The 26709-nt window shown below is 40.9% G+C and carries 25 protein-coding genes; 11 read left to right on the top strand and 14 right to left on the bottom strand.

Features of this window, described 5'->3' with window-relative positions; genetic code table 11:
* Positions 1 to 34: 34 nt before the first annotated feature.
* From carB to LDM93_RS03395, 10 genes are all read right to left on the bottom strand, one after another.
* Positions 35 to 3295, bottom strand: a complete 3261-nt coding sequence (carB, locus tag LDM93_RS03440; RefSeq protein WP_223890650.1) for a carbamoyl-phosphate synthase large subunit — start codon at positions 3293 to 3295, stop codon at positions 35 to 37.
* 81 nt (positions 3296 to 3376) lie between these two features.
* Positions 3377 to 4411 (bottom strand): rod shape-determining protein MreC, encoded by a 1035-nt coding sequence (gene mreC, locus LDM93_RS03435; RefSeq protein WP_223890648.1) that lies wholly within the window; start codon positions 4409 to 4411, stop codon positions 3377 to 3379.
* Positions 4401 to 5435 (bottom strand): rod shape-determining protein, encoded by a 1035-nt coding sequence (locus tag LDM93_RS03430; protein WP_223890647.1) that lies wholly within the window; start codon positions 5433 to 5435, stop codon positions 4401 to 4403. The genes mreC and LDM93_RS03430 overlap by 11 nt, the downstream gene beginning before the upstream one ends.
* 24 nt (positions 5436 to 5459) lie before the next feature.
* Positions 5460 to 6680, bottom strand: a complete 1221-nt coding sequence (gene clpX, locus LDM93_RS03425) for an ATP-dependent Clp protease ATP-binding subunit ClpX (protein WP_223890646.1) — start codon at positions 6678 to 6680, stop codon at positions 5460 to 5462.
* A complete protein-coding gene (gene lpxA, locus LDM93_RS03420; RefSeq protein WP_223890645.1) occupies positions 6680 to 7477 on the bottom strand; it encodes an acyl-ACP--UDP-N-acetylglucosamine O-acyltransferase in 798 nt (265 codons plus the stop codon). Before lpxA ends, clpX begins: the two co-directional genes overlap by 1 nt.
* 8 nt (positions 7478 to 7485) lie before the next feature.
* The gene (fabZ, locus tag LDM93_RS03415; protein ID WP_223890644.1) at positions 7486 to 7935 is read right to left on the bottom strand and encodes a 3-hydroxyacyl-ACP dehydratase FabZ; all 450 of its coding nucleotides are present in this window, start codon (positions 7933 to 7935) and stop codon (positions 7486 to 7488) included.
* Positions 7936 to 7992: 57 nt separating this feature from the next.
* A complete protein-coding gene (locus LDM93_RS03410) occupies positions 7993 to 9072 on the bottom strand; it encodes an epoxyqueuosine reductase QueH (protein ID WP_223890643.1) in 1080 nt (359 codons plus the stop codon).
* The gene (gene lpxB, locus LDM93_RS03405) at positions 9066 to 10118 is read right to left on the bottom strand and encodes a lipid-A-disaccharide synthase (protein ID WP_223890642.1); all 1053 of its coding nucleotides are present in this window, start codon (positions 10116 to 10118) and stop codon (positions 9066 to 9068) included. Before lpxB ends, LDM93_RS03410 begins: the two co-directional genes overlap by 7 nt.
* Before the next feature lie 22 nt (positions 10119 to 10140).
* Positions 10141 to 10704 (bottom strand): hypothetical protein, encoded by a 564-nt coding sequence (locus LDM93_RS03400; protein ID WP_223890641.1) that lies wholly within the window; start codon positions 10702 to 10704, stop codon positions 10141 to 10143.
* A complete protein-coding gene (locus LDM93_RS03395; RefSeq protein WP_223890639.1) occupies positions 10701 to 12080 on the bottom strand; it encodes a Na+/H+ antiporter NhaC family protein in 1380 nt (459 codons plus the stop codon). Before LDM93_RS03395 ends, LDM93_RS03400 begins: the two co-directional genes overlap by 4 nt.
* Positions 12081 to 12096: 16 nt before the next feature.
* On the opposite strand from LDM93_RS03395, the gene LDM93_RS03390 reads away from it, so the two are divergent.
* Complete coding sequence (locus LDM93_RS03390; protein ID WP_223890638.1) at positions 12097 to 12780, top strand: L,D-transpeptidase; 684 nt, start codon at positions 12097 to 12099, stop codon at positions 12778 to 12780.
* 4 nt (positions 12781 to 12784) lie between these two features.
* Here LDM93_RS03390 and LDM93_RS03385 read toward each other — a convergent pair whose 3' ends face one another.
* A complete protein-coding gene (locus LDM93_RS03385; RefSeq protein WP_223890636.1) occupies positions 12785 to 13750 on the bottom strand; it encodes an energy transducer TonB in 966 nt (321 codons plus the stop codon).
* A gap of 16 nt (positions 13751 to 13766) precedes the next feature.
* Between LDM93_RS03385 and hemL the strand changes: the two genes are divergently transcribed.
* From hemL to LDM93_RS03350, 7 genes are all read left to right on the top strand, one after another.
* A complete protein-coding gene (hemL, locus tag LDM93_RS03380) occupies positions 13767 to 15056 on the top strand; it encodes a glutamate-1-semialdehyde 2,1-aminomutase (protein ID WP_223890635.1) in 1290 nt (429 codons plus the stop codon).
* 64 nt (positions 15057 to 15120) lie between these two features.
* Positions 15121 to 15858 (top strand): S9 family peptidase, encoded by a 738-nt coding sequence (locus LDM93_RS03375; RefSeq protein ID WP_223890634.1) that lies wholly within the window; start codon positions 15121 to 15123, stop codon positions 15856 to 15858.
* 95 nt (positions 15859 to 15953) lie between these two features.
* On the top strand, positions 15954 to 16262 hold the full coding sequence (locus LDM93_RS03370; RefSeq protein ID WP_223890633.1) for an AtpZ/AtpI family protein: 309 nt from the start codon (positions 15954 to 15956) through the stop codon (positions 16260 to 16262).
* On the top strand, positions 16183 to 16794 hold the full coding sequence (locus LDM93_RS03365; protein ID WP_223890632.1) for a hypothetical protein: 612 nt from the start codon (positions 16183 to 16185) through the stop codon (positions 16792 to 16794). The genes LDM93_RS03370 and LDM93_RS03365 overlap by 80 nt, the downstream gene beginning before the upstream one ends.
* Before the next feature lie 36 nt (positions 16795 to 16830).
* Positions 16831 to 17544, top strand: a complete 714-nt coding sequence (locus LDM93_RS03360) for a peptidoglycan recognition family protein (protein ID WP_223890631.1) — start codon at positions 16831 to 16833, stop codon at positions 17542 to 17544.
* A complete protein-coding gene (locus tag LDM93_RS03355; protein WP_223890630.1) occupies positions 17544 to 19055 on the top strand; it encodes a sodium:solute symporter in 1512 nt (503 codons plus the stop codon). The genes LDM93_RS03360 and LDM93_RS03355 overlap by 1 nt, the downstream gene beginning before the upstream one ends.
* A gap of 24 nt (positions 19056 to 19079) precedes the next feature.
* Positions 19080 to 19931 carry a D-hexose-6-phosphate mutarotase gene (locus tag LDM93_RS03350; RefSeq protein WP_223890629.1) on the top strand — a complete coding sequence of 284 codons (852 nt, stop codon included), beginning with the start codon at positions 19080 to 19082 and terminating at the stop codon, positions 19929 to 19931.
* Here LDM93_RS03350 and LDM93_RS03345 read toward each other — a convergent pair.
* On the bottom strand, positions 19906 to 21051 hold the full coding sequence (locus LDM93_RS03345; protein ID WP_223890628.1) for a pyridoxal phosphate-dependent aminotransferase: 1146 nt from the start codon (positions 21049 to 21051) through the stop codon (positions 19906 to 19908). The genes LDM93_RS03350 and LDM93_RS03345 overlap by 26 nt on opposite strands.
* A gap of 215 nt (positions 21052 to 21266) precedes the next feature.
* Between LDM93_RS03345 and LDM93_RS03340 the strand changes: the two genes are divergently transcribed.
* The 3 genes from LDM93_RS03340 to murU are packed head-to-tail and all read left to right on the top strand — an operon-like array spanning position 21267 to position 24044.
* Complete coding sequence (locus tag LDM93_RS03340; RefSeq protein WP_223890627.1) at positions 21267 to 22343, top strand: anhydro-N-acetylmuramic acid kinase; 1077 nt, start codon at positions 21267 to 21269, stop codon at positions 22341 to 22343.
* Entirely contained in the window at positions 22336 to 23316 is a 981-nt protein-coding gene (locus LDM93_RS03335; RefSeq protein ID WP_223890626.1) for an aminoglycoside phosphotransferase family protein, read from the top strand. The genes LDM93_RS03340 and LDM93_RS03335 overlap by 8 nt, the downstream gene beginning before the upstream one ends.
* Positions 23317 to 23375: 59 nt before the next feature.
* The gene (murU, locus tag LDM93_RS03330; RefSeq protein ID WP_223890625.1) at positions 23376 to 24044 is read left to right on the top strand and encodes an N-acetylmuramate alpha-1-phosphate uridylyltransferase MurU; all 669 of its coding nucleotides are present in this window, start codon (positions 23376 to 23378) and stop codon (positions 24042 to 24044) included.
* Here murU and LDM93_RS03325 read toward each other — a convergent pair.
* The gene (locus tag LDM93_RS03325) at positions 24041 to 24871 is read right to left on the bottom strand and encodes an HAD hydrolase family protein (protein ID WP_223890624.1); all 831 of its coding nucleotides are present in this window, start codon (positions 24869 to 24871) and stop codon (positions 24041 to 24043) included. The genes murU and LDM93_RS03325 overlap by 4 nt on opposite strands.
* Positions 24871 to 26616, bottom strand: coding sequence for a YgiQ family radical SAM protein (locus LDM93_RS03320; protein WP_223890623.1), 1746 nt, complete (start codon positions 26614 to 26616; stop codon positions 24871 to 24873). Before LDM93_RS03320 ends, LDM93_RS03325 begins: the two co-directional genes overlap by 1 nt.
* Between the last annotated feature and the right edge of the window lie 93 nt (positions 26617 to 26709).

The following is a 26709-nucleotide window of genomic DNA, read 5'->3' as shown; positions in this document are numbered from 1 at the left end:
GCCCTTTGGGTGCAAGCACGAGGATGACGTGAGATTAACTTAGATAATCTTGTAATGCTTTTGGCTCAAGTTCACCGCTTGTGGCCTTAAGTTCTTTGATCGCAGATGCAGTAGCTTTCGCGGCAGCTATAGTCGTTAAATAGGCTACATGGCTGGCAAGAACAGATTGTCTGATGGTTTTGGCATCATCTTTACTTGCTTTGTTATCTGAAGTATTGATAGCCAACGCTATCTCTTCATTTTTGATCATATCATCAATATTTGGACGGCCTTCAGAGATCTTGAGTACCTTTGTTGAAGGCACACCTGCCTCTTCCAGTGCTGTATGTGTTCCCGATGTAGCAACAATGTCAAATCCAAGATCTGTAAACATTTTACCCACTTCGCCTGCATATGGTTTATCATTTTCAGTGAGTGAGATAAAGAGTGTTCCTTCAAGTGGAATGTTATTCTTACTTGCAAACTGACTCTTGGCAAAACTCATACCGAAGCTGTCAGAAATACCCATAACTTCTCCCGTAGATTTCATTTCAGGACCTAAGATAAGGTCGGACCCCGGAAGTTTGTTGAAAGGGAAAACCGCTTCTTTGACAGCAACATGACCTTTAAGATTTGGTTCCATGATCTTTTTATCAAAGTTCACAACATTAAATGTATCATAGAATTTCAGTGCTTCTTTAAGGTCACCCTGGATCATCACTCTTGTTGCTACTTTGGCAAGAGGGACACCGGTTGCTTTACTTACAAAAGGTACAGTTCTAGAAGCTCTAGGGTTTACTTCGATCAGGTAGATCAACCCTTTGTGGATAGCATATTGTATATTCATAAGACCCACCACACCAAGACCAAGTGCGATCTTTGCAGTTTGCTCTTTTACTTCTTCTTGAAGTTCTTCAGAGATAGAAACCGGAGGAAGTGAACATGCAGAGTCACCAGAGTGAATACCTGCTTCTTCAATATGCTGCATCACAGAACCGATATAGACATCTTTCCCATCACAAATGGCATCTACGTCAAGTTCGATAGCATTGTCAAGGAATTTATCTATAAGGACTGGAGCATCGTGAGATACGCTTACTGCTTCATCCATATATTCTCTGAGCTCTGCATCACTATATACAGTACGCATACCACGGCCACCAAGAACAAAACTAGGACGAACAAGTACAGGATAACCTATACGGTTTGCGATAGCCATCGCTTCATCTTTGGCAAAGGCTGTGCCGTTATCTGGCTGTTTAAGTCCCAGTTCATCTATGAATGTCGAGAATTGTTCTCTGTCTTCAGCAAGGTCGATCACTTTTGCCGTCGTCCCAGAGATATTTGCACCGATCGCTGTAAGGTTCTTAGCCAGTTTCAGCGGAGTCTGCCCACCAAAGTGTACAATCACACCATCAGGCTTTTCAAGTTCGATCACATTTCTCACATGTTCAAAATCAATAGGTTCAAAGTAAAGGACATCAGACGTGTCATAATCTGTAGAAACTGTTTCCGGGTTACAGTTATACATGATAGATTTTACACCCATATCCTGAAGTGCAAAGGCTGCATGTACGCAACAGTAGTCAAACTCTATACCCTGACCGATACGGTTAGGACCACCACCGATCACAAGTACTTTTTTATCTTCACTCGCAGGTACTTCTTGTACTGGAAGCTTTGTGATATTCGTTGTAGAGTAAAGGTAAGGTGTGAGTGCCTTAAACTCTGCGGCACAAGTATCCACTTCATTATACTCAAGTGCTACACCGGCTTTTTCTCTGGCATTGTAGATATCATTCTCTGTAAGGTTAAGACCCTCTTTCTTGTTAATGATTTCTGCGATCATCGGGTCAGAGAAACCTTCACTTTTCACTTCTCTAAGACGAGTAGGATCAGAAAGCAGGGCAATGTCCATCTCTTTTTCACGCAGAGCCAATTCTTCAAGCTGGTAAAGGTACCATCTGTCAATCTTACAAAGGTCAAAAACAGCATCCACTGTCATACCGCGTCTGAGTCCTTCAAATACATAAAGCATACGGTTCTCATTTGGACGTCTGATCTCTCTGACAAGCTCTTCACCGTCACATTTGATCGGGTTAAACCCGATAAGTCCTGTTTCAAGCGAACAGAGTGCTTTTTGAAAAGACTCTTTAAAGGTACGACCCATACTCATGACTTCACCTACAGACTTCATTGCAGTTGTGAGTGTGGAGTCCGCAAGCGGGAATTTTTCAAAAGTAAATCTTGGAAGTTTTGTAACGACATAATCGATAACCGGTTCAAAACTAGCGGGTGTGCCTGTGATGTCATTTGTAATTTCATCCAGGGTAAATCCGACAGCCAAAAGTGTTGCTACTTTCGCGATAGGATAACCTGTAGCTTTTGATGCAAGTGCAGATGAACGGCTGACTCTCGGGTTCATTTCGATAACGATCATACGTCCTGTATCTGGATCGATAGAAAATTGTACATTGGATCCACCCGTATCTACTCCTACTTCGCGTAAGATCTTGAAAGAGGCATCTCGCATGTTTTGGAACTCTTTGTCTGTAAGTGTCAGAGCAGGGGCAATGGTAACGGAGTCTCCCGTATGTACACCCATAGGATCAAAGTTTTCAATAGAACATACGATAATGCAGTTATCTTTATTGTCTCTGATAACTTCCATTTCATATTCTTTCCATCCCAGCATAGATTCCATGATCTCAATCTCATTGATCGGACTTGCGTCAATACCTTCTTCAGCCAGTTTTTTAAACTCTTCCATATTGTAGGCTACACCTGAACCACCACCTGCAAGCGTAAATGAAGCTCTGCTGATTACGGGGAAACCAATTTCTTTTGCTACTTTTATTGCTTCGTCCACACTGTAGGCATTGGCACTTTTAGGTAGATCCATACCGATTTTGATCATCGCTTCATTAAAGAGTTGTCTATCTTCCCCTTTTTTAATAGCATCCGGATGCGCTCCAAGGAACTTCACATCTTTAAGCATACCCGCATCGTACATATCCATAGCAACGTTAAGTGCAGTTTGTCCACCCATTGTAGGTAAGATAGCATCAACGTTTTCTTTTTTGATAATTCTATCAATTACTTCAGGGGTGATGGGTTCAATGTAGGTACGATCTGCAAACTCAGGGTCTGTCATGATCGTAGCAGGGTTAGAGTTGATAAGGACTACTCTATAGCCTAACTCTTTAAGTGTTTTAGCTGCTTGAGTTCCGGAATAGTCAAATTCACAAGCTTGACCGATAACGATAGGCCCAGAACCAATAAGTAAAATAGTTTTGATGTCATTGCGTTTTGGCATGGAGGAATACCCTTAATTTTTAGTTGGTAATTATACATGATTTAGATAGAAAAAGCCCTTAAAAAAGGGCAAAATGCGCTTTTAAAAGAGGTCTAAACTGCTTGACTCAGCTTCATGCTTCTTTTCACTGACTTTTCTGGGGGATTCTACGATTTCTGAAACTTCTAATGGCTCAATAACATCTTCTTGTGTCTGATCGATACGTTTTGGAATGCTTGATACAACCGGTGTACTTATGTTGGCATCTTTGAGCGGTTCGATCGAACCTTTCTGCTCAATATGGATATCCGGGGTACTGTATCTTGTGGCTAAGTCGGTACGGTTCGAATCAAAATTTTCTGCAAGCGTGGCTTTGGCATCATTGATCAGAAAAAATGTTTTGGGATGGAAAATATCACTGTAGGTTTTAATATGTGCAACAGTATAAGAACTCTGTACTTCTACTTTGGTCACAAGACCCACAGGTATATCTGCAAAAAATATACCATCTAAACCTGAGGTAAGGACTGCATCCCCCTCTTTAATTTTATGCCATTTTGGTATGAACTTGATGATCATTTCATTTGCTTTTAGACCCAAAGCAATACCCGGTGCTTTGGTTTTACCGATGAAAACAGAAAAACGGCACTTTTTATCTGATGTGAGATAGCCATAGAGTTGATTATTGTGTACTCTTGCAGTACCTGCAACCACACTGCCTTGTATCAGGCCATAGAGTTTATCTTCTTCCAGTCCTTTAGGTTTGGTCAAGATGATCTGAGAAAAACTGTTAAGTTTTACGTAAGAGATAGTATCCGTAATAGAGATATTTTTGACAGGTATGTGACTTAAAGTCGGGAGTACCTCATAAATGTCTTTTACTTGTTCTATATAGTGGATCTGTTCGAGAAGGCGTTGACGTAAAATACGGTTTTCTTTACTCAGTTTCTCGATAGACTCTTTTTGAAAAATATAGCTTTGACTTTTATCTTCTAAATTCTGTGTAAAATTTTTATATTTTTGTTTGATAGGATTAATGATATTGAGAAACGTATCTGAGATACGTTCATCATTTCGTGACAGTAGTACTGTTAGTATGAGTAACAGTATGGCTATGATGACAAGTCTAGTCTTCATATGCCATTTGTTGAAGGAGATCTATTTCATCCAAGGCAATACCTGTACCTTTTGCAACAGCAAGAAGAGGGTCCTCCGCGATATATACCGGAAGTTTTACAATATCTGAAAGATATTTGTCCAACCCTCTGATAAGTGCACCACCTCCGGTAAGCACAATACCGTTTTCTACGATATCACCTGCAAGTTCCGGTGGTGTTTGTTCAAGCACATCTTTCAGTGCTTCTGCGATCTCTTCTAGAGAATCTTTCATCGCAGCTCTCATATGTTCAGAAGTGATCTCTATAGAAGCAAGGCTACCTTCAACTTGATCTCTACCACGTACAGTAGTAGACATCTCTTCTTGTAATGGGATAGCTGTTCCGATCTTGATCTTAAGTTCTTCAGCCACACGCTCACCAATGAGAAGGTTAAAGTTCTTTTTAATATAGTCAATGATCGCTTGATCAAGATTGTCCCCAGCCACACGAATGGATTTAGAGATCACAAGACCACCCAGTGAAGTGACACCAATTTCAGTTGTACCCCCACCGATATCTACGACAAGGTTACCATTTGGATCTTTTACCGGTATCCCTGCACCGATAGCTGCTGCCATAGGTTCTTCTATCAGGTAAACGTATCTTGCACCTGCATTTTCTGCAGAGTCTTTTACGGCACGTCTTTCAACCTGAGTCAGTCCATAAGGTACACAGATAATGATACGTGGAGAGAAGAAACCTTTTCTCTTATGTGCTTTCTCAATGAAATAACGGATCATCATTTCAGTGACTTCAAAATCGGCGATAACACCGTCTTTCATAGGACGAATAGCTTTAATATTTCCTGGTGTTTTACCTACCATGTCTTTTGCTTCCTGACCCACAGCAAGAATACGCTCTCTGCCATGCTTATCATATTGGATAGCAACAACTGAAGGTTCGTTAATACTGATACCTTGTCCTTTTACAAGTACAAGTGTGTTTGCTGTTCCCAAGTCGATCGCTAAATCGTTTGAGAACATTCCTAATAATCTTTTAAACATTATATTTCCTTTTTAATGCTACTCTTATGCTGTTTTTTTATCTTTTATGTACAAAGGTTTTGCACCTGATTCAACGACTTCATCCGTAATAACTACTTCATATCCCTTAAGCTCAGGCAATTCATACATGATATCTAGAAGTATCTCTTCAAGAATAGAACGCAATCCTCTTGCTCCTGTTTTTCTCACTAATGCTTTTTGGGCAATACGTGCAAGTGCATCTTCTTCAAAGCTAAGCTTTACGTCATCTATTTCAAAGAGTTTCTGATACTGTTTGACAAGAGAGTTTTTAGGTTCTACCAAGATACGCACCATGTCTTCTTTAGAGATCTCACCCAGTGTAGCCAGTACATGTAGACGTCCTATAAGTTCAGGAATGATCCCATAAGTGACAAGATCATCTGCCTCTACCATAGGAAGAAGATTCTCTTCGTCTTTTTTAGAACGTTTTTCCTGACCAAAACCAAGTATATTCGCTCCAAGTCTTCTTTTGAGAATGTCATTAAGACCATCAAATGCACCCCCGCAGATAAAGAGTATATTTGATGTGTCTATCTGTATAAAGTCTTGGTTAGGGTGTTTACGTCCACCTTTTGGCGGAATATTCACAACTGAACCTTCGATGAGCTTAAGGAGGGCCTGTTGTACACCTTCTCCTGAAACATCACGTGTGATAGAACGGTTTTCACCCATTCTGGCGATCTTATCTACCTCATCAATGAATACGATCCCCTGTTCGGCACGTTGTGGGTCACCATCCGCAGCCATGAGAAGTTTCGTAAGAATGTTTTCAACATCTTCGCCCACATACCCTGCTTCTGTGAGATTCGTTGCATCTGCTATGGCAATAGGGACATTTAAAAATCTGGCGATCGTTTGTGCTAAAAGTGTTTTTCCTGAACCGGTCGGTCCTATGAGAAGTACATTTGATTTAGCGATCTGTGTATCATCTTCAATGTTGTCTTTGAAAATACGTTTGTAGTGATTATAGACAGCAACGGAGAGTGTTTTCTTTGCTTGCTCTTGCCCAATGACATAATCATCAAGTAATGCGTTTAACTCTTTTGGTGTGTAGAGGGTCTGAGTTCCTAGATCTTGTTGTGCTTCTTCCTGATCTTCTTCTCCAAAAAGAATTTTATATGCAGAAACGACACAATTTGAACAAATATAGGCACTTTCACCGGCGATGAGTGGATTTTCTTCACTCTCTTGGGCTTCACAAAAGCTACATGTTTTTTTTGTCATTATTTATCCTCATTGGTTTTTGTTCGTGTAAACGGAATACCTCTTTTAGAGGTCTTAATAAATTCACAAAGTTGTTTAACTCTTTCAGAGTTTGTACTTTCGAAAAGTCTTTGTGCTGCTTCCTGTAGTGGTTTACCTTCTTCAAAAAGTTCTCTATAGGCTGCTTTAAGGGCATTGATCTCTTCTCTATCCATCGCTCTACGCAAGCCAGTCAGGTTGAGACCTCTCAAACTTGCGCGGTTTCCTTCAGCCAGACAGAAAGGCGGAATATCCTGAGATAATGCACTTGCTCCGCCTATCATGGCATAATCACCGATATGTACAAACTGATGCACAGGTGTAAGTCCACCGATAACGACATGGTTACCTAATTCAACGTGACCGGCAAGTGTTGCACCATTTGCAAGGATACAGTTATCCCCTATGATCACATCATGTCCTAAGTGAACATATCCCATAAGCAGGTTCCCGTTACCTATCTTGGTCACAGAACCGCCGCCTTTGGTTCCCGGATTGAGCAGGGTAAACTCTCTGATGGTATTGTTATCACCTATGATGAGTTCTACATGTTCACCGGCAAACTTCAAGTCTTGCGGTATGGTTCCTACAGCAGAGTGAGAAAAAATACGGTTCCCTTTACCGATAGTAGTATGACCTTCGATCACAGCATGCGGGGCTACTGTAGTATTATCACCTATTTTAACATTGGGTCCGATATAAGCAAATGGCCCTACAGATACATTATCACCTAATATAGCACCGTCTTCTATAACTGCTGAAGGATGAATTAAAGACATCAAAATACCTATTTGTCTACGATCATAGCTTTAAGTTCAGCTTGAGCGACTATTTTGTCATCAACATATGCTTTAGCATCAAGTTGCCATACGGCACCTTTGTTCTTGATCACATCTATTTTGTATACAAGCTGGTCACCCGGTGTAACAGGTGCACGGAATTTCGCTTTATCGATACTCATAAAATATACCACTTTATTTTCTATCTCTTCCTGGCTTGCTACATCCATACTTTTAAACGCCAAGACACCACCAGCCTGAGCCATACCTTCTATGATCATCACACCTGGGTAGATAGGGTGACCAGGAAAATGTCCTTGAAATACAGGTTCAGATATAGAAATATTTTTAAGACCTTCGATATATTCACCCGGAGTAAGTTCAGTAATCCTGTCTACTAGTAAGAATGGGTATCTATGCGGCAATATATTTTGAATGTCAACGACGTTATAAAGCATGTATAAACCTTTATTTTAAAATTGGATTATTTTATCGAAAAGTTGGTAAAAAGCGGTTTATAACTCTATTAATACTTCTTTAACGTCACTGTAGGTTTTGCTTTGACAAATGATTTCTATCTTGTTGCTTGGTATCTCATCTACGACCATGATAATAGAGAGATCATAAGGGGTCACACCCAGTTTAGCACGCAGTTCCAGTTCTTTACTGAATGTTGGAGGAGCGTAGATGAGTTCTGTGACAGTTTGATAGTCCGTATCTGCAAGCTTATTGTAATGTCTGAGTGTGATGAATCGTACTTCATCACGGTTCATATGATATATTTCACCGATATTGTACTCTATCTTTCCTCTTGTGTATTCGCCTTTGAGTGTAGAGTAGGGTAGAAAGTGAGCAGGAACGACTTCTTTTCGTACACGCAGCATGCCCATCATGATACGCCAGTTCAAAAAGCGTTGCTTGATGATCTTGTGAGGTATGTTTGCTTCTTCCATTTTCCAACGTTTTTCATACATTTCAATACGCTCTTCTATGGATTCGGGTTGTATCTGCTTTGAGAGTGGTACAAAAAGTTCATCTGCCAGTTTGTCCTGTTGGTCACGCTGGATAGTCAGACCGAACATGCATCCACAGTAGTCTTGTCTGTAGAGTGCATCTTCTTTGGCTAAAATGTTTTGTTCTTGTGTTCCGGAAGCTTTTCTGTAGTCAGGAGCGACAAAAGCTATGCCTTCCCGTTCAGCCAATGCATCACCGGCAGTCTGCAGCTGTTTAAGTGATTTTTTAGGGCTGGTGAGGAGTGTAGAGGTAAAGCTTGTTTCACCTATTTCACTGGCTTTTTGTGCGGAAACCTCAAAGCGTCTGTCAAAACAGACAGAGCAGCGTGAACCTTTTTCAGGTTCATGTTCCAAGCCACGTACTGCTTCGAGCCAGTTCTCTACATCATAGTCACCCTCTATGAGATCAATACCAAGCATTTTACAGCTGCGTTTCACATCTAAGAGTCGTAAATAGTACTCAGAGTAGGGATGAATGTTGGGATCATAAAAGAATCCTGTAAGTTTTTCTTCCGGATACTCTGTTTGGAGTTTTTGTAAAAAGTAGTGACTGTCTACCGAACAACAGATGTGTACTAGCATGATGACTCCATTATGATTTCCGCGACGTTCTTGGAACTACCGTGCGAAAGATATGTTTTTAACTCTTCAGCTTTTTGTCCAAAGATCTTACGGTCGGTATTGTAGTACTCTTTTAGCAAGTTGTCAACTGTGACTTCTTCTTGCAGGATCTCTTTGTGTAAGGTCGTGTTGTTATAGTTAGTAAGTATGATGTTTGCCAAGCCTACCTGTTTGATGCCCAGAAGTTTTGTCCCTATAAAAAAGTCCACTTTTTTGGCAATGTAGGCCAAGGTAAAAGGTGTACCTATCAGTGCTGCTTCGAGGGTGGCAGTCCCTGAGCATATGAAGGCAAACTCTGCACGTCTAAGGGCTTCATGTGTGTTACGTACAATTTCAAACTCACGATTGCCTTTGTAGAGTTTGGCTATCTTGTTTCTTGAAAAAGAAGGGGGAATGACAAGCAGAGGACGTATCTCCGGGAATTTTCTACGCAGTTCCAGAAAAATAGGCATAAGACGGCTGATCTCACTTTTTCGAGAACCTGGCATGAATGCGATGCACCCTTTGGTCTCTTCTTCAACTCTGTGTACATCTATTTCATCCAATAACGGATGTCCGACATACTGTGCTTTATCAGAACTGTAATACTCTATCTCAAAAGGGAGTATGCCAAGCAGTTTATCACAATACTGTTCCAACTTCTTTACACGTTTGGGACGGCTGGCCCATACCTGAGGAAGGATGTAATAAATGATCTCTTTATCTGGATATTTCTCTTTTAGTTTTTTAGCCAAAGGCAGGTTAAATCCTGAAGAGTCCATTAAAAGTACTTTATCTGCTTCTTTGGCGAGTTCAACCATTTCATCTGCCACTTTAAAGAACCAGCGTAGCTTTTTGATGGCATCTACGACACCCATGATAGCCATTTCACTGATGTCATAAAGGGGTGTACCTTCCTTGATACTTTTGTCGTAGATCCCTAACAGTTCAACCTCATTTGTGTGCTTGAGGACCTCTTTTAAATGCAGGTTTGATGAGGGTTCAAGGGCTGAGACGAGAAGTTTCATTTCAAGTTTCCTTGTAAAGTGTTCATGATTTGCCTTTTTTTAATACTTTGATCTGTGATGACTTTGTCTCTATAAGATCCAGATTCCTTCTGCCTTCAATCTCTTTGAGTCTTTCATTCTCCAACCGTCTTCCTCTCCAATAATATCCACCCATCACACCGCCGGTTGCCGTGATGGCTAAGAGACCGGCTGTGAGCATTTGTGCAAAAATAAACAATGCCCCAACACCCAACGCAGCTGCAAAAGCAGCACCCACTTTGAAGTTTGCCTTTGCATGGGCTTTTTTGGTCTCTTTTGCAATATCCTTGTGGGCTTCTTTGATGACACGTTCTTTTGCTCGCTGTGCATTGACTCGAAGCTTATCTCGTTCATTTGCAAAATCATCTTTTACTTTACCGATCGCATCTTTACTGTGATGTCCAGCAATAGAGTTAAACCAAAAAGCAAGGATAAGCGCAATGATCAGTAAGGGAACGGCTAAACGAAAAACCCCTGTCATAGTGAATTCTGCAGGAGATAACAAGATCAACACATAAGTAGCGGCTTGAGCCAGTATAATGCCAAAGAGAAATTTCAAAAAATTCATACTGTAAACCAACCCGCTATTAAAAATGCACCTGATGCCAACACTCCGCCTAAGAGTGCATAAGGCAATTGTGTTCTTACATGTTCTACATGGTCACACCCTGCTGCCATGGATGATATAATCGTAGTGTCAGAGATAGGAGAGGAGTGGTCACCAAATATACCTCCGGAGATGACAGCGGCTATCACTAAAGGAATATGCAGGTCCATCGTCGCACCTAAAGCTAATGCAATAGGCATCATAATGGAAAATGTACCCCAGCTGGTTCCCGTAGAAAATGCTGTGATGCTTGCCACTAAAAAGATAAGAAGCGGTATAAGTACAGGTGAAATGTTTCCCGTAAGCAAATGTGCTAAATATTTTGCAGTACCAAGATCACCTATCACGTTACCTATAAGCAGGGCAAAGACCATGATCAATCCTACGGGTATCATGTCTCCTATACCTTCATACAATCCTATAAAATAGTTCTTATGGGTGAGTGTTTTGGTCGGTACATAATAGAGGTATATAAAGAGTAAAGTGAGGATCACCGCGTAATAGACAGAAGTGGAACCTGAACCTTTAAAGATGTCACCTTCTCCAGTGACATAAAGTCCAACAGGCACCATCAATACCATCACTAAAATAGGTAAAAGCATCTTATAGGGTGTCGCTTTGATCTTGCTTTCATCCTGTTCTACACTGTAGGGTACAGGGCGAGCATACTTCATCGGACCTATATTAATATTTAAAAATATTACAACCAAAACTATGGCCAAAGTAAAGAGCGAATAGAAGTTATAGGGAATAGAAGAAATCAGTAAAGAAATACCATCTCCTGATATCACTTCAGATTCAATAGCGGTCATAATAAGCCCCAAGAGCAAGGCACCCCATGCATTGAGTGGAATGAGAGAACAAATAGGTGCAGAGGTAGAGTCACAAATATACGCAAGTTTTTCTCTGCTGACACCATTCTTGTCACACAGTGGTTTAGCCACAGTACCAGCAACCAGTGCAGTGATAGAGGATTCTATAAAGATAACGACACCGAGTATATAAGCAAGCATCATTGCGCCTGTTGGCGAGTCTATTTTCTTGGATCTTTGGCTCAGGTAGACGACGAAACTGTCAACCGCACCGCTGAGGGTGAGTAGTCTGATAATAGATCCGACCATCACGATAAAGAGAAGGGTTTTTGTGATCCAGGCTTCTGAAAAAAGTGCGATCACACCATCAAAAAGTGCAATGAAGGCATCTATGGGGTTATAGGCATGCAGTACCAAGAAACCTGCAAAGATACCGCCCATGAGTGAAACGATCACATCTTTAGTTATAATAGCTAAAATGATTGTCAGCAACGGGATTGCTATTGATAATATTCCATATTCCATAGAAGGATTATACCACATGAAGATTGTACTTGTACTATGTGTAACACTGATTACGCTACAGGCTCAAACAAAACAACTTTTGGTCGTAACAACAAAAAACTGGTCGACACCTATAGGGACGCTGCAACGTTATGAACGGTTTGATACAAGTTGGCAAAAAGTGGGTAATGCAATACCTGTTAAACTGGGTAGAAATGGCTTAGGATGGGGCATAGGGCTACATGAAGTACCCAAAGATGCCCAGATCATTAAAAAAGAGGGTGACGGCAAAGCACCCGCAGGTATCTTCAAACTCAAACAAGCCTTTGGATATGCACCCTTCAATATAGCATACCCATATGAAGTCTATACAGAGACAGACCATTGTGTGGATGATGTCAATTCTAAGTATTACAACAAAATAGTCGATAGTACTCAAATAAATGTTGATTATAATAGTAAAGAGCATATGAAGTTTCCCAAAGACTACTACAAATATGGTATCGTTGTGAATCATAATCATATAGATGAAAAGGGAGCACAAAAAGGTGCAGGGTCATGCATTTTTATTCATATTAAGAGTGTGCCAACAGCCGGATGTACGGTCATGGATGAGAATCAGGTACAAACCCTATTACGCTGGTTGGATCCCGAAGCTGAACCTCTTTTGATTCAGGGGACCGAGTATGTGGTCAAAAAGCTTTGGAAAACGCTTAAATAAATTATTAATAAATACTGTATTTGACATAAAAAACGATCTTCGTTTTTTTGTTTGGTAAAGGGTAATCCTTATAGGCGATACGTATCACCTCTAAAGTATTTTGATCTAAAGCCTGGTGCCCTATATGTCTTTTTAGTTTAAGATCGGATATATCACCATTTGGATGCAGATAAAAAGAAACGACATTGGTACCTTGCTGTCTGGTTCGTACAGCAACATCCGGGTAGCCGTTTCGTGTAAGTGTACGTTGTGTGATCGTGTGGATAGTACCCAGATTATTTTTAATAAACTTTTTTTGTGTCTCACTGAAGGTATTGAACTCTTCACCATAAAGTTTCTTGATCATTCTCGCACCATAACTGCCAGAAGATGATGGCCGGCTTCGCTGAGAAGGGTACATGGAAGTACCTGATCCCATAAGCATATTGGCAAGAGGGTCCTTGGAACGTTTAGCTTTTTTATAGGTTTTTGTTTTTTTTGCTACACGTTTTTTTGTTACTTTTTTTATAGGTTGTTTCTTCTCTTCTTTTTTAACGATCTTTTGCACAGGCTTTGGCACACTTTTTGTGACATTATTCTCTTCTGTACTCTGCTGTGCAAAAACCTTTTTACGATTATCTAACACTTTTTTCTTCAGAGGTTGTACTTCTGCTTCTTTGGGTTTCTCAACTATAGGCTCAGGTATTGGCGGAGTCACAATGGGTTGGGGTACGGGAACAGGTTTTGGAGGAAGAGCCATAGGTTTTTGTTTTGGTGCGGGAGGCGTAACTATTTGCTGCAGATTAAGACTTATTTTCTTCTCTTTTCCCTGAGGCGGTGGGACGATGATCTCTCTCCAGTTTAGAATAAAGAGCAACAAGATCAGTAAATGTAACAATAAAGAGAGCAATAATCCTTTCAGTGTTCTGATGATACTCTCCTTGTATAAAGCCCTAAGTGCCGTTAGTGTATAATCCTTGCAATTATACATTATGAGGATTAATAACATGGCATATGACAAAAGTATAGCGGCATTTGAAGAAGCATATAAAGTAATACCCGGGGGTGTAGACTCACCGGTACGTGCATTTTCAGGAGTAGAAGGTACACCACCATTCATCCAAAAAGGTGAGGGAGCACACCTTTTTGATATTGACGGAAACAGATATATCGACTATGTACAAAGTTGGGGACCGCTAATCTTTGGTCATGCTGATGCAGATATAGAAGCATCAGTCATAGATGCAGTGAAAAGAGGTCTAAGTTTTGGTGCACCTACTACTATAGAGACTGAACTTGCAAATGAGATCGTGACGCTTTTTGACAGCATTGACAAAGTACGTTTCGTTAGTTCCGGAACGGAAGCAGTGATGTCTGCTATCCGTTTGGCTCGTGGTGTGACAGGCAGAGAAAATATTGTAAAATTTACAGGATGTTATCATGGTCACTCAGACTCACTTCTTGTACAGGCAGGTTCGGGTCTCGCTACATTCGGCTCTCCATCGAGCCCGGGTGTACCGGCTGACCTTACAAAACATACACTTTTGGCAACGTATAATGATATTGAATCCGTACTGGCATGTTTTGAAGAGTCACCAGAGGGTATCGCATGTGTGATCATCGAGCCTATAGCTGGGAATATGGGTCTTGTACCTGCGGATGAAGCATTTTTGGAAGAACTTAGATGTCTCTGTACCAACCATGGTGCACTGCTTATCTTTGATGAAGTCATGAGTGGGTTTAGGGCTTCACTTAGAGGGGCCCAAGGTATTTCAAGTGTGAAACCGGACATGGTCACTCTGGGTAAAGTTATCGGCGCAGGTATGCCTGTGGGTGCATTTGGTGCATCAGCGCAGATCATGGCACACCTTTCTCCTGAAGGTCCAGTCTACCAGGCGGGAACGCTTTCAGGTAACCCTGTGGCAATGGCAGCAGGTCTTACTAGTCTTAGAAAACTCAAATCCAATCCTTCTTTATATGTATCACTTGGGAATAAAGCTAAAAAACTCATGGATGGATTCAAAAAAGCAGCAGATGCATCAAACATACCTTTGGTGACCGATGTAAGAGGAAGTATGTTTGGTTTCTTTTTCTCTGATAAGCCGGTAAAAAACTTTGATGATGCATTGGAAAATGATACAGCCAGGTTCGCAAAATTCCATAAAGGCATGTTGGACAGAGGTATCTATCTTGCATGTTCATCTTTTGAGGCAGGATTTATCTGTGCAGCTACAACTGATGAGATGATAGACGAGACGATCAAAGCAGCCTATGAAGTGATGGCTGAAATAGCCTAGATCACTCTTTCATAGTATGTTGATGAAACAGCCATAAAGTTACACTCTTTGTAAAGGAAACGTTATGAAAAAATTTCTACTCTCTTTAGTGCTTATCATGCCTCTTTTTGCTACGGAGCTTAGTCTTACTACCGAAGATGGGTTTGAACTCCACGGATGGCTGGTAAAACCGAAAAATACCATGAAAACTACACCTATTGTACTTTTGGCACACCAGTTTGGTTCAGACCATACTTCATGGGATAGTCTTATGAAGAGACTGCATGAAAAAGGTATGGCAACACTCAGTGTGGATCTGCGTGGTCATGGAAAGTCTATCATGCAAAATGGTGTGGAGAACAGAGTCAAGATACCTAAAAACACAAGTGAAGTGAGAGATGCATTTACTGAAAGTGCTCAAAAAGTGGGTTTTTCCAAGATACCACAAGATCTCATAGCATGGTTAGAGATGATGGAAGAGGATAACAGCCTGGATATGCAGCAACTCTACCTTATTGGTGCATCACTGGGTGGTGCATCGTTGATCCCAGTACTGAATGATTACGATGCAAAAGCACTCATCACACTTTCAGCAGGAAAATCAAGCAGTAGCGAAAGTGACATGGCGCTCTCCAGTTCACTGACAAAAACCTACTTTGTCGCTACTAAAAATGACCCCTTAGGTGCAAACGTTAACGCACTAGAATACGTTAAAAAGGCGATTTCGGGTACCACACTCATACTCTCAGGCGATGGACACGGTACCGTACTGCTGCCTAAAGTGGAGGAGTATATTTTACTGTTTCTTGAATTGTCACGCTAGAGTAGATAGAATAAAGAGAGCAAGAAAACTTTACTATAAAACATGCTCTATGTACCAATTAGCTATACTACATTTTTAAATCATGAGGACTAAAAATGCAAAACAATACGGAAGAACCAAAATTCAAAAAAGTGGTAAATGCTGCAGACGGGCTTAGCCTCGGTATTTCTATGGTCGTTGCTGTACTTATAGGTGTAGGTATAGGATTAGGATTACGTAATCTTACGGGTGCCGGATGGACACTTTGGATCGGTGTATTTATCGGAATAGGTGCTGCTATCTCTAATGTCTACAAAGCCTATGCAAAGCAAAAAAAGTCATTAGATGAACTGGCAAACGACCCAAGATACACGTATAAAAAAGAACAGCAAGCCAAATACGATGCTGAGGATGATGATGCATAGTGCGAACCGTAAAATCCTTACAGTACTTGTTGCTGTCGATATTTTACTACTATTGATTTCTATAATATTTTTTGATATGAAAGTACTTTACAATACACAAATAGGGTACATCACCGCATCTCTAGTCATGATAGCTTCGATCGTCAGCCATAGACGTATGGTCAATGCCCGTGTGAAACACAACATTGTGACTATGGATGACAGCAAAGATGTGATTGATAAACTTGAAGATCCATATGACCTTTATAGTGAAGATGAAGTCGTGGAAGAGAAAAGTTTGGCTGAAACAGTTAAAGAAGAGAAGAAAAAACGCAAAGCGAACAGACGCAGTGTCTATCAAACGATCAAAGACACGAAAGCGGCACTCTCTTTCTATAGACTGGGGGCATATGCACTGCTAATCTTAGGTTTTTTGTACCTCAACAGACAGGGATTGTTGCATATTCCCAGTTATATACTCTCTTTAGGACTTCCTTCTGTGATTCTTGTTTGGGTCCTTCTAAAAGAAAAAGAAAACCATAGCCAAGATTAGATAAAATAGGTTCAATCAGAACTCAGGACTTATTTTATGACAAGAATCTTACTGCTATCTATGGCACTTCTCAGCTTCACTGCATGTGGGAAAGAAGAAGCAAAACCTTCAGTCTGTAGCACAAAACCTATACAACCACTCCAGATCATTGATAGACCCATAGACTTTGGCCCCCAGCGTATCGCTATGACGAAAGAGTATATCAAGACCCATTATGGCATGAATGTAGAGAACATTGAGATCACGCCAAAGATCATCATGCTTCACTGGACAGCGGATATGGATCTTGACAAATCGTTTAAACGCTTGCAACCAGAGAAACTTCTTTCTGACCGAAAAGACATCGTGAAAGCTTCAGCCTTAAATGTCTCTTCACAGTTTATGGTGGCTCGTGACGGGACTATTTACCGTTTAATGCCAGAGAATTGGATGGCTCGTCATGTTATAGGACTTAATTACTCAACTATCGGCATAGAAAACATAGGAGGGAAGGAGAACAAGATAGATGACCTGACACCGGCACAGCGTCAGGCAAACATTGACCTTGTGATGTATCTCAAAGCCAAGTACCCTACGATCGAGTATCTTGTAGGACATCATGAGTATCGGCAGATGGAGCAAACATCCTTGTGGTTGGAAAAAGACAAAGGGTACAGAACAGTGAAGTCTGATCCGGGAGACAAGTTCATGACCGACATTAGAAAGGGTGTAAAATGCCTCCATCTCAAAGCACCGCCTAAAGGGCAATAATGAACTCTGCATTCAGTATCCTTGACTGGGGAATATTTTTTGCATATTTTTTAGTATTAACCGTTTCATCCGTACTTTTAAGCAGAGTGAAGGTGAAGAATACACGTGATTATTTTGTAGGGGGAAACAGCGTTCCCATGTTTGCTGCAGCGATGTCTGTACTGGCAACATCTCAGTCTGCAGCTACCTTTCTTGGTGGACCTGAGTACTCCTATGGGAAAGATCTTACTTTTATAGGATTTTACATTTCTGCTTTTTTTGCGATCCTTTTTGTGGCTAAAGTATTAATACCTCGTTTTTATGCGATCAAAGCAGTAACTGTGTATGAACTGCTTGAAAAGCGTTACGGTGAGAATGCAAAAAGAGAAGCTGGTATCATGTTCCTTGTGGGACGTCTATTTGCTTCGGGTGCAAGGCTCTATATAGGTGCATTGGCCATCTCTATGATACTCTTCTTAGACATTACGCCAACACATGTTGCTATATCTATTACACTATTAATGCTGGGTGCATTGGCCTATGCGTACTTTGGCGGAGTGAAATCGATCATCTTTTCTGACATTATTCAAGCCATGACCTACATTGGAGCAGGGATAGCGGTACTCATCTACCTGTACATGAGTATGCATACAGATTTTTCTACCATAGTCTCTACCTTGCAAACTGAGAACAAACTCACATTTCTTGACTGGTCAATGTCTGGCGGTTTTTCTGTTTGGGCCTTGTTTGGTGGCTGGCTGCTTCTTAATATTGCTGCATATGGTCTGGATCAGGACATGACACAAAGAGCATTGACCTGTAAAAGTACCAAAGAAGCCCAAAATTCACTCATGATGAGTATCTATCTGACTATCCCTGTAGCATTACTTTTTTTAATGATCGGTCTTCTACTCTACCTCTTTTACCAGCATCCTGAACTTTCAGGCTTCAGTACAGAAGTGGTACAAAAGTTTGATGGTGAAAAGATCACCATTTTCATGTATTACATTTTGCATGAGATGCCAGAGGGCATGAGAGGACTGGTCACCGTAGGAGCTGTAGCCGCTGCCTTGTCCAGTTCCAATTCTGTCCTGGGTGCCATGTCATCAGTAGCCATAGAAGACCTCTATAAACCTTGGAAACAAAAAAGAAGTAATGTAGATGAGATGCACTTTGTCAAAGCAGGGCGTAATGCAGTACTTCTCTTTGCTGTGGCACTCTCACTGATGGCGATGCTCAGCTACTACTGGCAACGTTACACAGAACTTCCGCTGCTTAGCTTTGCTCTTGGTGTAATGGCATTTGCTTACACAGGCTTGCTTGGAGTCTTTGGAGCGGCTATCTTTACTCAACGCGGTTCGGCTGCTACAGTGCCATTGGCACTCTTGGGTGGATTTATGACAGTACTGCTGCTTCAACCTTATGTGCTGGGCAGTGCACTGGATATCAAACTTGGATTTGCATGGCAGATGTTGGCTGGGACTTTAGTGGCATTTGTCTTGATGATGTTTGGAAAAGAAAAAAGAGCTTAAAATTATATTATGAAAAGAGACGGCATGTATAAACAAGATGACTTAGAGTACATCAGTGTTGAAAACAGTTCTTCAAGTGCAAAGATAGCACTGCAAGGTGCGCATATCTTTGATTTCATACTTAAAGAAAGGGGCAGAGTGCTCTTTCTGAGTGAAGCATCAGAATTTAGAGAGGGTAAGGCCATAAGAGGCGGTGTTCCTATCTGTTGGCCTTGGTTTGGTGCAAATGAAAATGATAGCGCATTGCCTAATCATGGATTTGCCAGAACTTCACTTTGGGCCCATCAATCAACCCAGACTTTAAGTGATAGGGAGACCAAGGTCACACTGACACTGCATTCATCACCTGAAACACTTGTACTTTGGCCTTATGCATTTTGTCTGACGTTAGATATCTATGTAGGTAAGGTACTTAGATTAGAACTTACAAGTCAAAACCTTGATACCAAAGCTTTTACCTTCACATCTGCACTGCACACCTACCTGGCTATAGATACCATTTATGAAACACGAGTAGACGGTTTCAAAGCGAAGCAGTACTTTGATAAAACGCAAAATACTTTTGCCATTCAAGAGGGTACTATCGATTTTAGCAAAGAGGTAGATAGAATCTATAAAAATGTTAAAAATGATGTTGTAGTAAAAGATGAAAAGGTGCATCATACTATCCAAACAGAGGGAACAAAAACCATTGTAGTTTGGAACCCAGGAGAGGTTTTAGAAAGTCGTATGCCAGACCTAAGCGATCACACGAAGATGCTCTGTGTAGAGAGCGCAAATGTTTTAGATGATGCTGTGACTTTGGCTAAAGGTGAATCTCACACCCTTAGACAGACGATCGTGACTGAATTCAGAGACGTTTCAATCTCTCGATAGCTTCATCAAGCTCTGCTTCTTTTTTGGAGAAACAGAATCTTGCCAGATGAAGACCTTCGCTGTCTTGATAGAATGCCCTTGCAGGCACGGCGGCAATGCCTGTTTTTTCAAGAAGGCTTACGACTTTTTGCTTGTCATCCTCACCTTCCAGTTTCGAAATATCAGCCAGTACATAGTAGGCACCTTTTACATATTCAGCACTAAGTCCTACATCATTGAGGGCTTTTATGAATTTATCTCTTTTTTTCTGATGCTCTATGGCTACATTTTCATAGTAGGATTTTGGCAGTGCATTGAGTCCTTTTAGTACACCGTTCTGTAGTGGTGCAGGAGGACAGACGTAGACCAGATCGTTAAAGGCAGAAGCTGCATCAATGATCTCCTTTTGTGTGATCGCATATCCCACTCTCCATCCTGTGATAGAATAGATCTTTGAAAACCCGGATATGACAACCGTTCTTTCTTTTAAACTCTCGATACTCAGTGCAGATACAAACGTAAGATCATCGTAGATAAAATGTTCATACATCTCATCACTAAAGAGGAAAAGATCGTTTTGGTGAATGATCTCAGAAAGCTTTTGCAGTTCTTCTTTTGTATATACTTTTCCACTAGGGTTTGAAGGGTTACAGATGAGTATAGCCTTTGTCTCATCTGATATTTGATCTTTCAAGTTTTCAAAGTCTATCTCATAAGCTGGTGGGGTCGTTCTAATGTATTTAATCTTACACCCAATGGATTCCAGGGTTGCAACATGATAGCCGTAATAAGGCTCAAAAAGAATGACTTCATCTCCTTCATTGAGCAGTGACATCGCTGCAGCATAAAAAGCTCCCGTTGCTCCCAGACTTACAAGTACGTTGTCCACATCGATATCCTGATCATAAAAATCATTCTGCTTTTTAGCGATAGCTGCTCTTAACTTGTAATTACCATATGCCGAGGTATAGACATTTTTACCACCGTCTATAGCTACTTTTGCGCCTTCTGTAACAGGGTATGGTACTTCAAGATCACAAAGACCTTGTGCCATATTGAGTCCATTTTTCTCATTACAAAGGATAGACATCGCTCTGATCTCAGATTGTGCGATATTTTTTGCTCGATTACTTAGTTTCATATTGACCTGACTTTAGATCACGTCTATTATAAACGTGCCCTTGATTTATTTTTAGAAGTATAGTTGAAATTCACTTATACAAATACGGGGAGGAGTTGTATTTGTCATTTATTATTTGATATTCTGATATAATATATGTATTCCCAAACTTATAGCTTTAGCTTAGATATAGTGCGTTATATGACTTGGGCCAATCACTGGAAGTAGAAAATAAAATGATGAATAAAGAATGTTATATAGGTATTATGTCAGGTACATCTCTAGATGGCGTAGATGTGGTTCTCTGTGAAATTGATGATGTAGAATGTAAACTCTTAAGCGCGTTAGAGTATCCCATTTCATTAGAACTAAAAGCAGACATATTGAAGACCATAGAAGACGAAAGCAGTTTAGAACAACTAGGTCAATTAGACCATCGTTTAGGTCTACTCTTTACTCAAGCTGTAGGTGCTTTGCTTATCCGTGAGAATATAGATGTAAGTAGCATCAAAGCCATAGGTTTACACGGACAGACACTGTGGCATGCTCCAACAGGAGAATATCCTTTTTCTATGCAGCTTGGAGACCCCAATATATTGACTGCAAAAACAGGTATACCTGTGGTAGCAGACTTCAGACGTAAAGATGTTGCATTGGGTGGGCAGGGTGCGCCTTTTGCACCGGCATTTCATGAGTTTATATTTAGTAATATAAAAAACAGTATCGCTATTGTCAATATTGGCGGAATGGCTAATATTACCGTGTTGGATGACACACTTATAGGCTATGATACGGGTTGTGGAAATGCATTACTTGATATGTGGATAGCTGAGCATGAAGGGTCCTCATACGATAAGGACGGTGCGTGGGCAAAGACAGGCAGAGTGGATTATGGACTTTTAGACCGTATGATGTCAGACAGTTACTTTGAACAGTCATACCCTAAAAGTACCGGCAGAGAGAAGTTTAACAAAGGTTGGTTGCAAAGTCACCTTTCAGGAGCAACACATAACCCGGAAGATGTCCAACGTACGCTTCTTGAATTCACTGCATTAAGCATAAGTAATGAAGTGCTGCGTTTTAATAGAGATATGGTCATGCTATGCGGTGGCGGGGCTAAAAACATCTTCTTGGTGGAGCGTATAAAAGCGCTTATGCCCAACATAGAAGTCAGCATAGCGACCAATGCAGATGAGATAGAAGCTATGACTTTTGCATGGCTTGCATACAAACGGTTTCATCATGAAAAAGTCAATTTAAAAGACGTCACAGGCGCAAGAGAAAATGCAGTTTTAGGAGGCATATATGCATAAAGAGTTAAAAGACTGGCTAGAGTTGATAGATATGGAGGATCCGGATCTTCATAGGTTACATGGTGATGCAAGCTCTAGAAGCTACTACCGTCTTAAAAATAATCTTGGAGGTATCGTGATGGATGCTTCAGAGGCTAAAGAGAGCGTACCTGTCTTTATCGGTGTGGGCCAAAGACTCATGGATGCTAAAGTACGTATACCAACTATAAAGTCTTATGAAACTAACAAAGGTTTTATCTTTTTAGAGGATGTGGGCTCTACCCATTTACTGGATAAATGTGTTGAAGGTGTTGATGCAAGACCATATTATGACAAAGCCATAGAAACTTTGGTTAAACTACAAACCACACCTTCAAAAGGTTTAGAACCTTATGATGAGCGTTTTTTACTCGAAGAGATGAATCTTATGACAGAGTGGTACCTCAAGGAGTATCTAGATACTTCGCTTGAATGTCTTGAAGGACGTATGCTTCTGGAGAGTTTTTCTCTGATTGCAAAAGAGGTATTGAGTCAGCCACAAGGTATTTTTGTGCATCGTGACTACCATGCACGAAACCTGATGGTAGATGAAAATGAAGAGATAGTGGTCATAGACTTTCAAGATGCGAGAGAGGGAGCTTTGACTTATGATTTGGTCTCATTGCTTCGTGATGCATATGTGAAACTTGATACAAGAGAACTTCGAAGACTCATCTTGCTTTTTAGAGATTTAAAAGGTCTTGATGTAGATGATGAAACATTTATCCGTTGGTTTGATTTTACAGGTTTACAGCGTCATATCAAGATACTTGGTATCTTTGCAAGACTTGCCATAAGAGATGGTAAAAAGGAGTACATAAAAGATATTCCTTTGACATTGAAGTATATCCTGGAGGTAGGCTATAAGTATCCGGAATTAAATGGATTGATCTCTCTATTGAAGTCTCAGTATGGTGAGTTTAAAGATGCACCTGTAACCATGAGAATGTTTTAATGATCTCACTGCTTCACACGTATTGAGTGCTGACATTACACAAAAAAGGATACTCTACTATGAAATGTATGATACTTGCCGCAGGATTGGGCACAAGAATGAGACCACTGACTGACACAACACCCAAACCCTTACTTAAAGTAGGTGGTATACCCCTTATAGTTTGGCACCTGGAACGGCTTGCACATGATGGATATACTGATATAGTCATTAACATCGCACACCTAGGTTATCAAATTCCTGAGGCACTTGGTGATGGTTCAGAGTGGGGAGTAAACATTACCTACTCTGATGAACAGGAAGAGGGTGGACTTGAGAGTGCAGGGGGCATAGTCAAGGCTCTGCCATTACTGGGTGATGAACCGTTTTTGGTCGCAAACGGTGACATATGGTCAGATTATGATTTTCAAGACCATAGAAAGTTAGCAGAAGGCATCCTGGCCCATTTAGTCCTAGTACCTAACCCGGAACATAACCCTGAAGGTGATTTCGCTTTAAAAGATAATAAAGTCATAGATGCCAAAGCCTACACTTTCTCAGGTATAGGCTACTACTCTCCAAAACTCTTTGAGGATGTACCCTATGGTAAATCTGCATTAGCTCCTTTACTTAGAGCAGCAATGAAAGAAGGGAAAGTGACAGGAGAGCTCTATGAAGGTGAATGGCTTGATATAGGAACACCAGAGAGACTGGAACTTTTGAATGCGCAGTTGATGAATCGGTATTAACGCTTCTGATCTTTCAAATACTTCGCTACAGCATCCTCATCATTAGAGTGAGGAAGCACAAGATCTGCAACAGCTTTCACTTCATCCAGGGCATTGGCAACTGCTACGGAGGTTCCTGCAAGTTTAAACATCCCTATATCATTGACTGAGTCACCAAATACGGTTACATCAGCAGTATCACGTTCTAAATAGTCCATAACCTTTTGCAGTGCATGTGCCTTGTCTCCCTCTGGATGAAGTATCGTAAGAAAGTAGCCGTCTGAATATTTTTCAGGAGAGAGTTTGCACTCTATGGCATCTTTGAACGTCTCTTTTAGTTTGACCGTGAGAGGCTCCAGGGTCTTTTTGTCTCCAAAATAAACGATCTTCAGGTTCATATCCATCGTTTTGTTTTGAGGGTTGAACTGTAGGCGTGGATCGTTTTTGTAACCCTTAAGGACAAATTTCTGGTGTTCGTTGAGTTTACGAGGGTACAAGAAAGTTTCATTAAGCTCCATGTCTTTCAGCCCTATGATAAAAGGGTCAATATCAAACTGCAAACCTATCTCAACAACAGCATCACCCAAAACTTTGTTGATGGTTTTTAAGTCTATAAGCTTTTTATCCGGAGAGACTATCATCGTACCATCTAAGAGTATCATAGGAGCATCCAGATGGAGTTTTTCCAAAAAATCATGGGTCTTTTGAAAGCTTCTGGCTGTGGCTACTGAGAGTATGGCATCTTCACGCTTGGTATTCCAGACTTCTGTACTGAAATCACTGATACTCTGATCTGTACGCAAGAAAGTATGGTCCAAGTCAGTGATAAAGATCGGTCTTTTTGGCATTAACTTGAAAATCCGCTGCTAAAATTTGTTTTTGCCTGAACGATGGCTTTTTGTTTCTCTTTTCTGTGTATATCTTTCTCAACAAAGATCTTTTTACGTGTGACCGGGTCCATCTCTGTATAATACATCACAGCTGAGTAGGTACCCGGAGTCGGTGTAAAGACCTGTGCCTGTTCAGGATTCATTTTAAGCTCTTGGGTGGTAAAACGTTTAAGCTCATGCATGTCTTTCTCTTCACAACCCGGATGTGCAGCGATAAGATAGTAGGTAAGATACTGCTTTTTTCCCATATCTTTGTTGAGTTTGTCATACAGCCTTTTAAAGTCTATAAGGGTCTGTTTTCCCGGTTTTCCCATAAGATCAAGTACATGCTGCTGGGTATGTTCAGGTGCAACTTTCATCTGTCCGGAAATGTGGTGTTCAACCAGCTCTTTCAGATAAGAGTATCCCTTGCGTTTGTCTTCATTGATAAGGTCATAACGTATCCCTGAAGCGACAAATGCTTTTTTGATACCGTCTATGTTACGTACCTGCTTCATCATGCCTATTACACGTGTATGGTCAGGTTTCATAGAAGAACACAGATGTCGTGAATCGACACAACGTTGATGGTCACAGGTACCGAGTTTAAGTTTTTTATTACACTCATATCCATACATATTTGCCGTTGGTCCACCAAGGTCTGAGATGATGCCTTTAAAATCTTTGTACTCTTTAAACTGGTTGGCTTCTTTAACGATGGACTGTTCAGAACGTGTACGGATTGTACGTCCCTGGTGGACACCTATGGCACAGAAGTTACATTCTCCCCAGCATCCCTGATGTGTCATGATGGAAAATTTGATCGTCTCCAAACACTTTACTTTTCCCTCTGGACGGTGGTATGGATGAAGTTCCCTTGTAAACGGCAGGGCAGAGACTTCATCCATTTCGGGTTCACTCAGATAGTCGCATGGCGGATTTTGTATAGAGTAGCGGGTATCTACTTTTTGGCAAAGACCTTTGGCAGCGATGGGATCATTATTGTCATAAAAAAGATCAAAAAGGTCAATGTATTTTTCTTTGTTATCCAGACACTCCTGGTGTGAAGGAAGTTGGTGATAACTCTCAACAGGCTCTTTGTTTATGTAACAGACCCCACGTATATCTTTCCACTCATTTCCTTTATCAAGTGCATGAGTCAGGTCACGAATAGCCTGTTCTCCCATACCATAGATGAGTATATCTGCCTTAGAGTCAAACAATATGGGTTTTCTCAGCTTATTGCTCCAGTAGTCATAATGTGTTACACGTCTAAGTGACGCTTCTATCCCTCCCAGTACAACAGGTACAGTGTTCTTAAAGTTCTTACGTATAAGGTTTGTATAGACAAGTACTGCACGGTCAGGTCGTTTGGTATTCTTTCCGCCAGGAGTGTAATCATCTGAATTTCTGAACTTCTTTGTGGCAGTATAGTTGGCAACCATGGAGTCAATACTTCCTCCGCTCACACCCCAGTAGAGTCTTGGTTCACCCAAACGTTTGATATCACTGTCACTGTCTACATCAGGCTGACCTATGATCCCGACTTTATAACCCAGTTTTTCGAGCATACGTCCGACAGTTGCCACGCCAATGAACGGGGAGTCTATGTAGGCATCGCCAGAAACGAGTATCACGTCACACTGTTTCCATCCTAGTGCATCCATCTCTTCTCTGGTCGTTGGTAAAAAGTTTTTTGTTTCTCTAAGGTCAAGTTTGCTCATGGGGTGCCTTCTTAATGCTTTTACGTATTATATCTGCTGGAAAATGATTTGCGTATCTGCATATATCATTTTCTTATTTATCATTATTTTCGT

This window comes from Sulfurovum sp. TSL6 (genome assembly GCF_019972115.1).
Taxonomy (GTDB): domain Bacteria; phylum Campylobacterota; class Campylobacteria; order Campylobacterales; family Sulfurovaceae; genus Sulfurovum.
This window is presented reverse-complemented; position numbering and strand designations above follow the sequence as displayed.

Excerpts from the sequence above, each read along its gene's own strand:
- carB (WP_223890650.1), bottom strand. The coding sequence starts at position 3,295 with ATGCCAAAACGCAATGACATCAAAACTATTTTACTTATTGGTTCTGGG.
- mreC (WP_223890648.1), bottom strand. The coding sequence starts at position 4,411 with ATGAAGACTAGACTTGTCATCATAGCCATACTGTTACTCATACTAACA.
- LDM93_RS03430 (WP_223890647.1), bottom strand. The coding sequence starts at position 5,435 with ATGTTTAAAAGATTATTAGGAATGTTCTCAAACGATTTAGCGATCGAC.
- clpX (WP_223890646.1), bottom strand. The coding sequence starts at position 6,680 with ATGACAAAAAAAACATGTAGCTTTTGTGAAGCCCAAGAGAGTGAAGAA.
- lpxA (WP_223890645.1), bottom strand. The coding sequence starts at position 7,477 with ATGTCTTTAATTCATCCTTCAGCAGTTATAGAAGACGGTGCTATATTA.
- fabZ (WP_223890644.1), bottom strand. The coding sequence starts at position 7,935 with ATGCTTTATAACGTCGTTGACATTCAAAATATATTGCCGCATAGATAC.
- LDM93_RS03410 (WP_223890643.1), bottom strand. The coding sequence starts at position 9,072 with ATGCTAGTACACATCTGTTGTTCGGTAGACAGTCACTACTTTTTACAA.
- lpxB (WP_223890642.1), bottom strand. The coding sequence starts at position 10,118 with ATGAAACTTCTCGTCTCAGCCCTTGAACCCTCATCAAACCTGCATTTA.
- LDM93_RS03400 (WP_223890641.1), bottom strand. The coding sequence starts at position 10,704 with ATGAATTTTTTGAAATTTCTCTTTGGCATTATACTGGCTCAAGCCGCT.
- LDM93_RS03395 (WP_223890639.1), bottom strand. The coding sequence starts at position 12,080 with ATGGAATATGGAATATTATCAATAGCAATCCCGTTGCTGACAATCATT.
- LDM93_RS03390 (WP_223890638.1), top strand. The coding sequence starts at position 12,097 with ATGAAGATTGTACTTGTACTATGTGTAACACTGATTACGCTACAGGCT.
- LDM93_RS03385 (WP_223890636.1), bottom strand. The coding sequence starts at position 13,750 with ATGTATAATTGCAAGGATTATACACTAACGGCACTTAGGGCTTTATAC.
- hemL (WP_223890635.1), top strand. The coding sequence starts at position 13,767 with ATGGCATATGACAAAAGTATAGCGGCATTTGAAGAAGCATATAAAGTA.
- LDM93_RS03375 (WP_223890634.1), top strand. The coding sequence starts at position 15,121 with ATGAAAAAATTTCTACTCTCTTTAGTGCTTATCATGCCTCTTTTTGCT.
- LDM93_RS03370 (WP_223890633.1), top strand. The coding sequence starts at position 15,954 with ATGCAAAACAATACGGAAGAACCAAAATTCAAAAAAGTGGTAAATGCT.
- LDM93_RS03365 (WP_223890632.1), top strand. The coding sequence starts at position 16,183 with ATGAACTGGCAAACGACCCAAGATACACGTATAAAAAAGAACAGCAAG.
- LDM93_RS03360 (WP_223890631.1), top strand. The coding sequence starts at position 16,831 with ATGACAAGAATCTTACTGCTATCTATGGCACTTCTCAGCTTCACTGCA.
- LDM93_RS03355 (WP_223890630.1), top strand. The coding sequence starts at position 17,544 with ATGAACTCTGCATTCAGTATCCTTGACTGGGGAATATTTTTTGCATAT.
- LDM93_RS03350 (WP_223890629.1), top strand. The coding sequence starts at position 19,080 with ATGTATAAACAAGATGACTTAGAGTACATCAGTGTTGAAAACAGTTCT.
- LDM93_RS03345 (WP_223890628.1), bottom strand. The coding sequence starts at position 21,051 with ATGAAACTAAGTAATCGAGCAAAAAATATCGCACAATCTGAGATCAGA.
- LDM93_RS03340 (WP_223890627.1), top strand. The coding sequence starts at position 21,267 with ATGATGAATAAAGAATGTTATATAGGTATTATGTCAGGTACATCTCTA.
- LDM93_RS03335 (WP_223890626.1), top strand. The coding sequence starts at position 22,336 with ATGCATAAAGAGTTAAAAGACTGGCTAGAGTTGATAGATATGGAGGAT.
- murU (WP_223890625.1), top strand. The coding sequence starts at position 23,376 with ATGAAATGTATGATACTTGCCGCAGGATTGGGCACAAGAATGAGACCA.
- LDM93_RS03325 (WP_223890624.1), bottom strand. The coding sequence starts at position 24,871 with ATGCCAAAAAGACCGATCTTTATCACTGACTTGGACCATACTTTCTTG.
- LDM93_RS03320 (WP_223890623.1), bottom strand. The coding sequence starts at position 26,616 with ATGAGCAAACTTGACCTTAGAGAAACAAAAAACTTTTTACCAACGACC.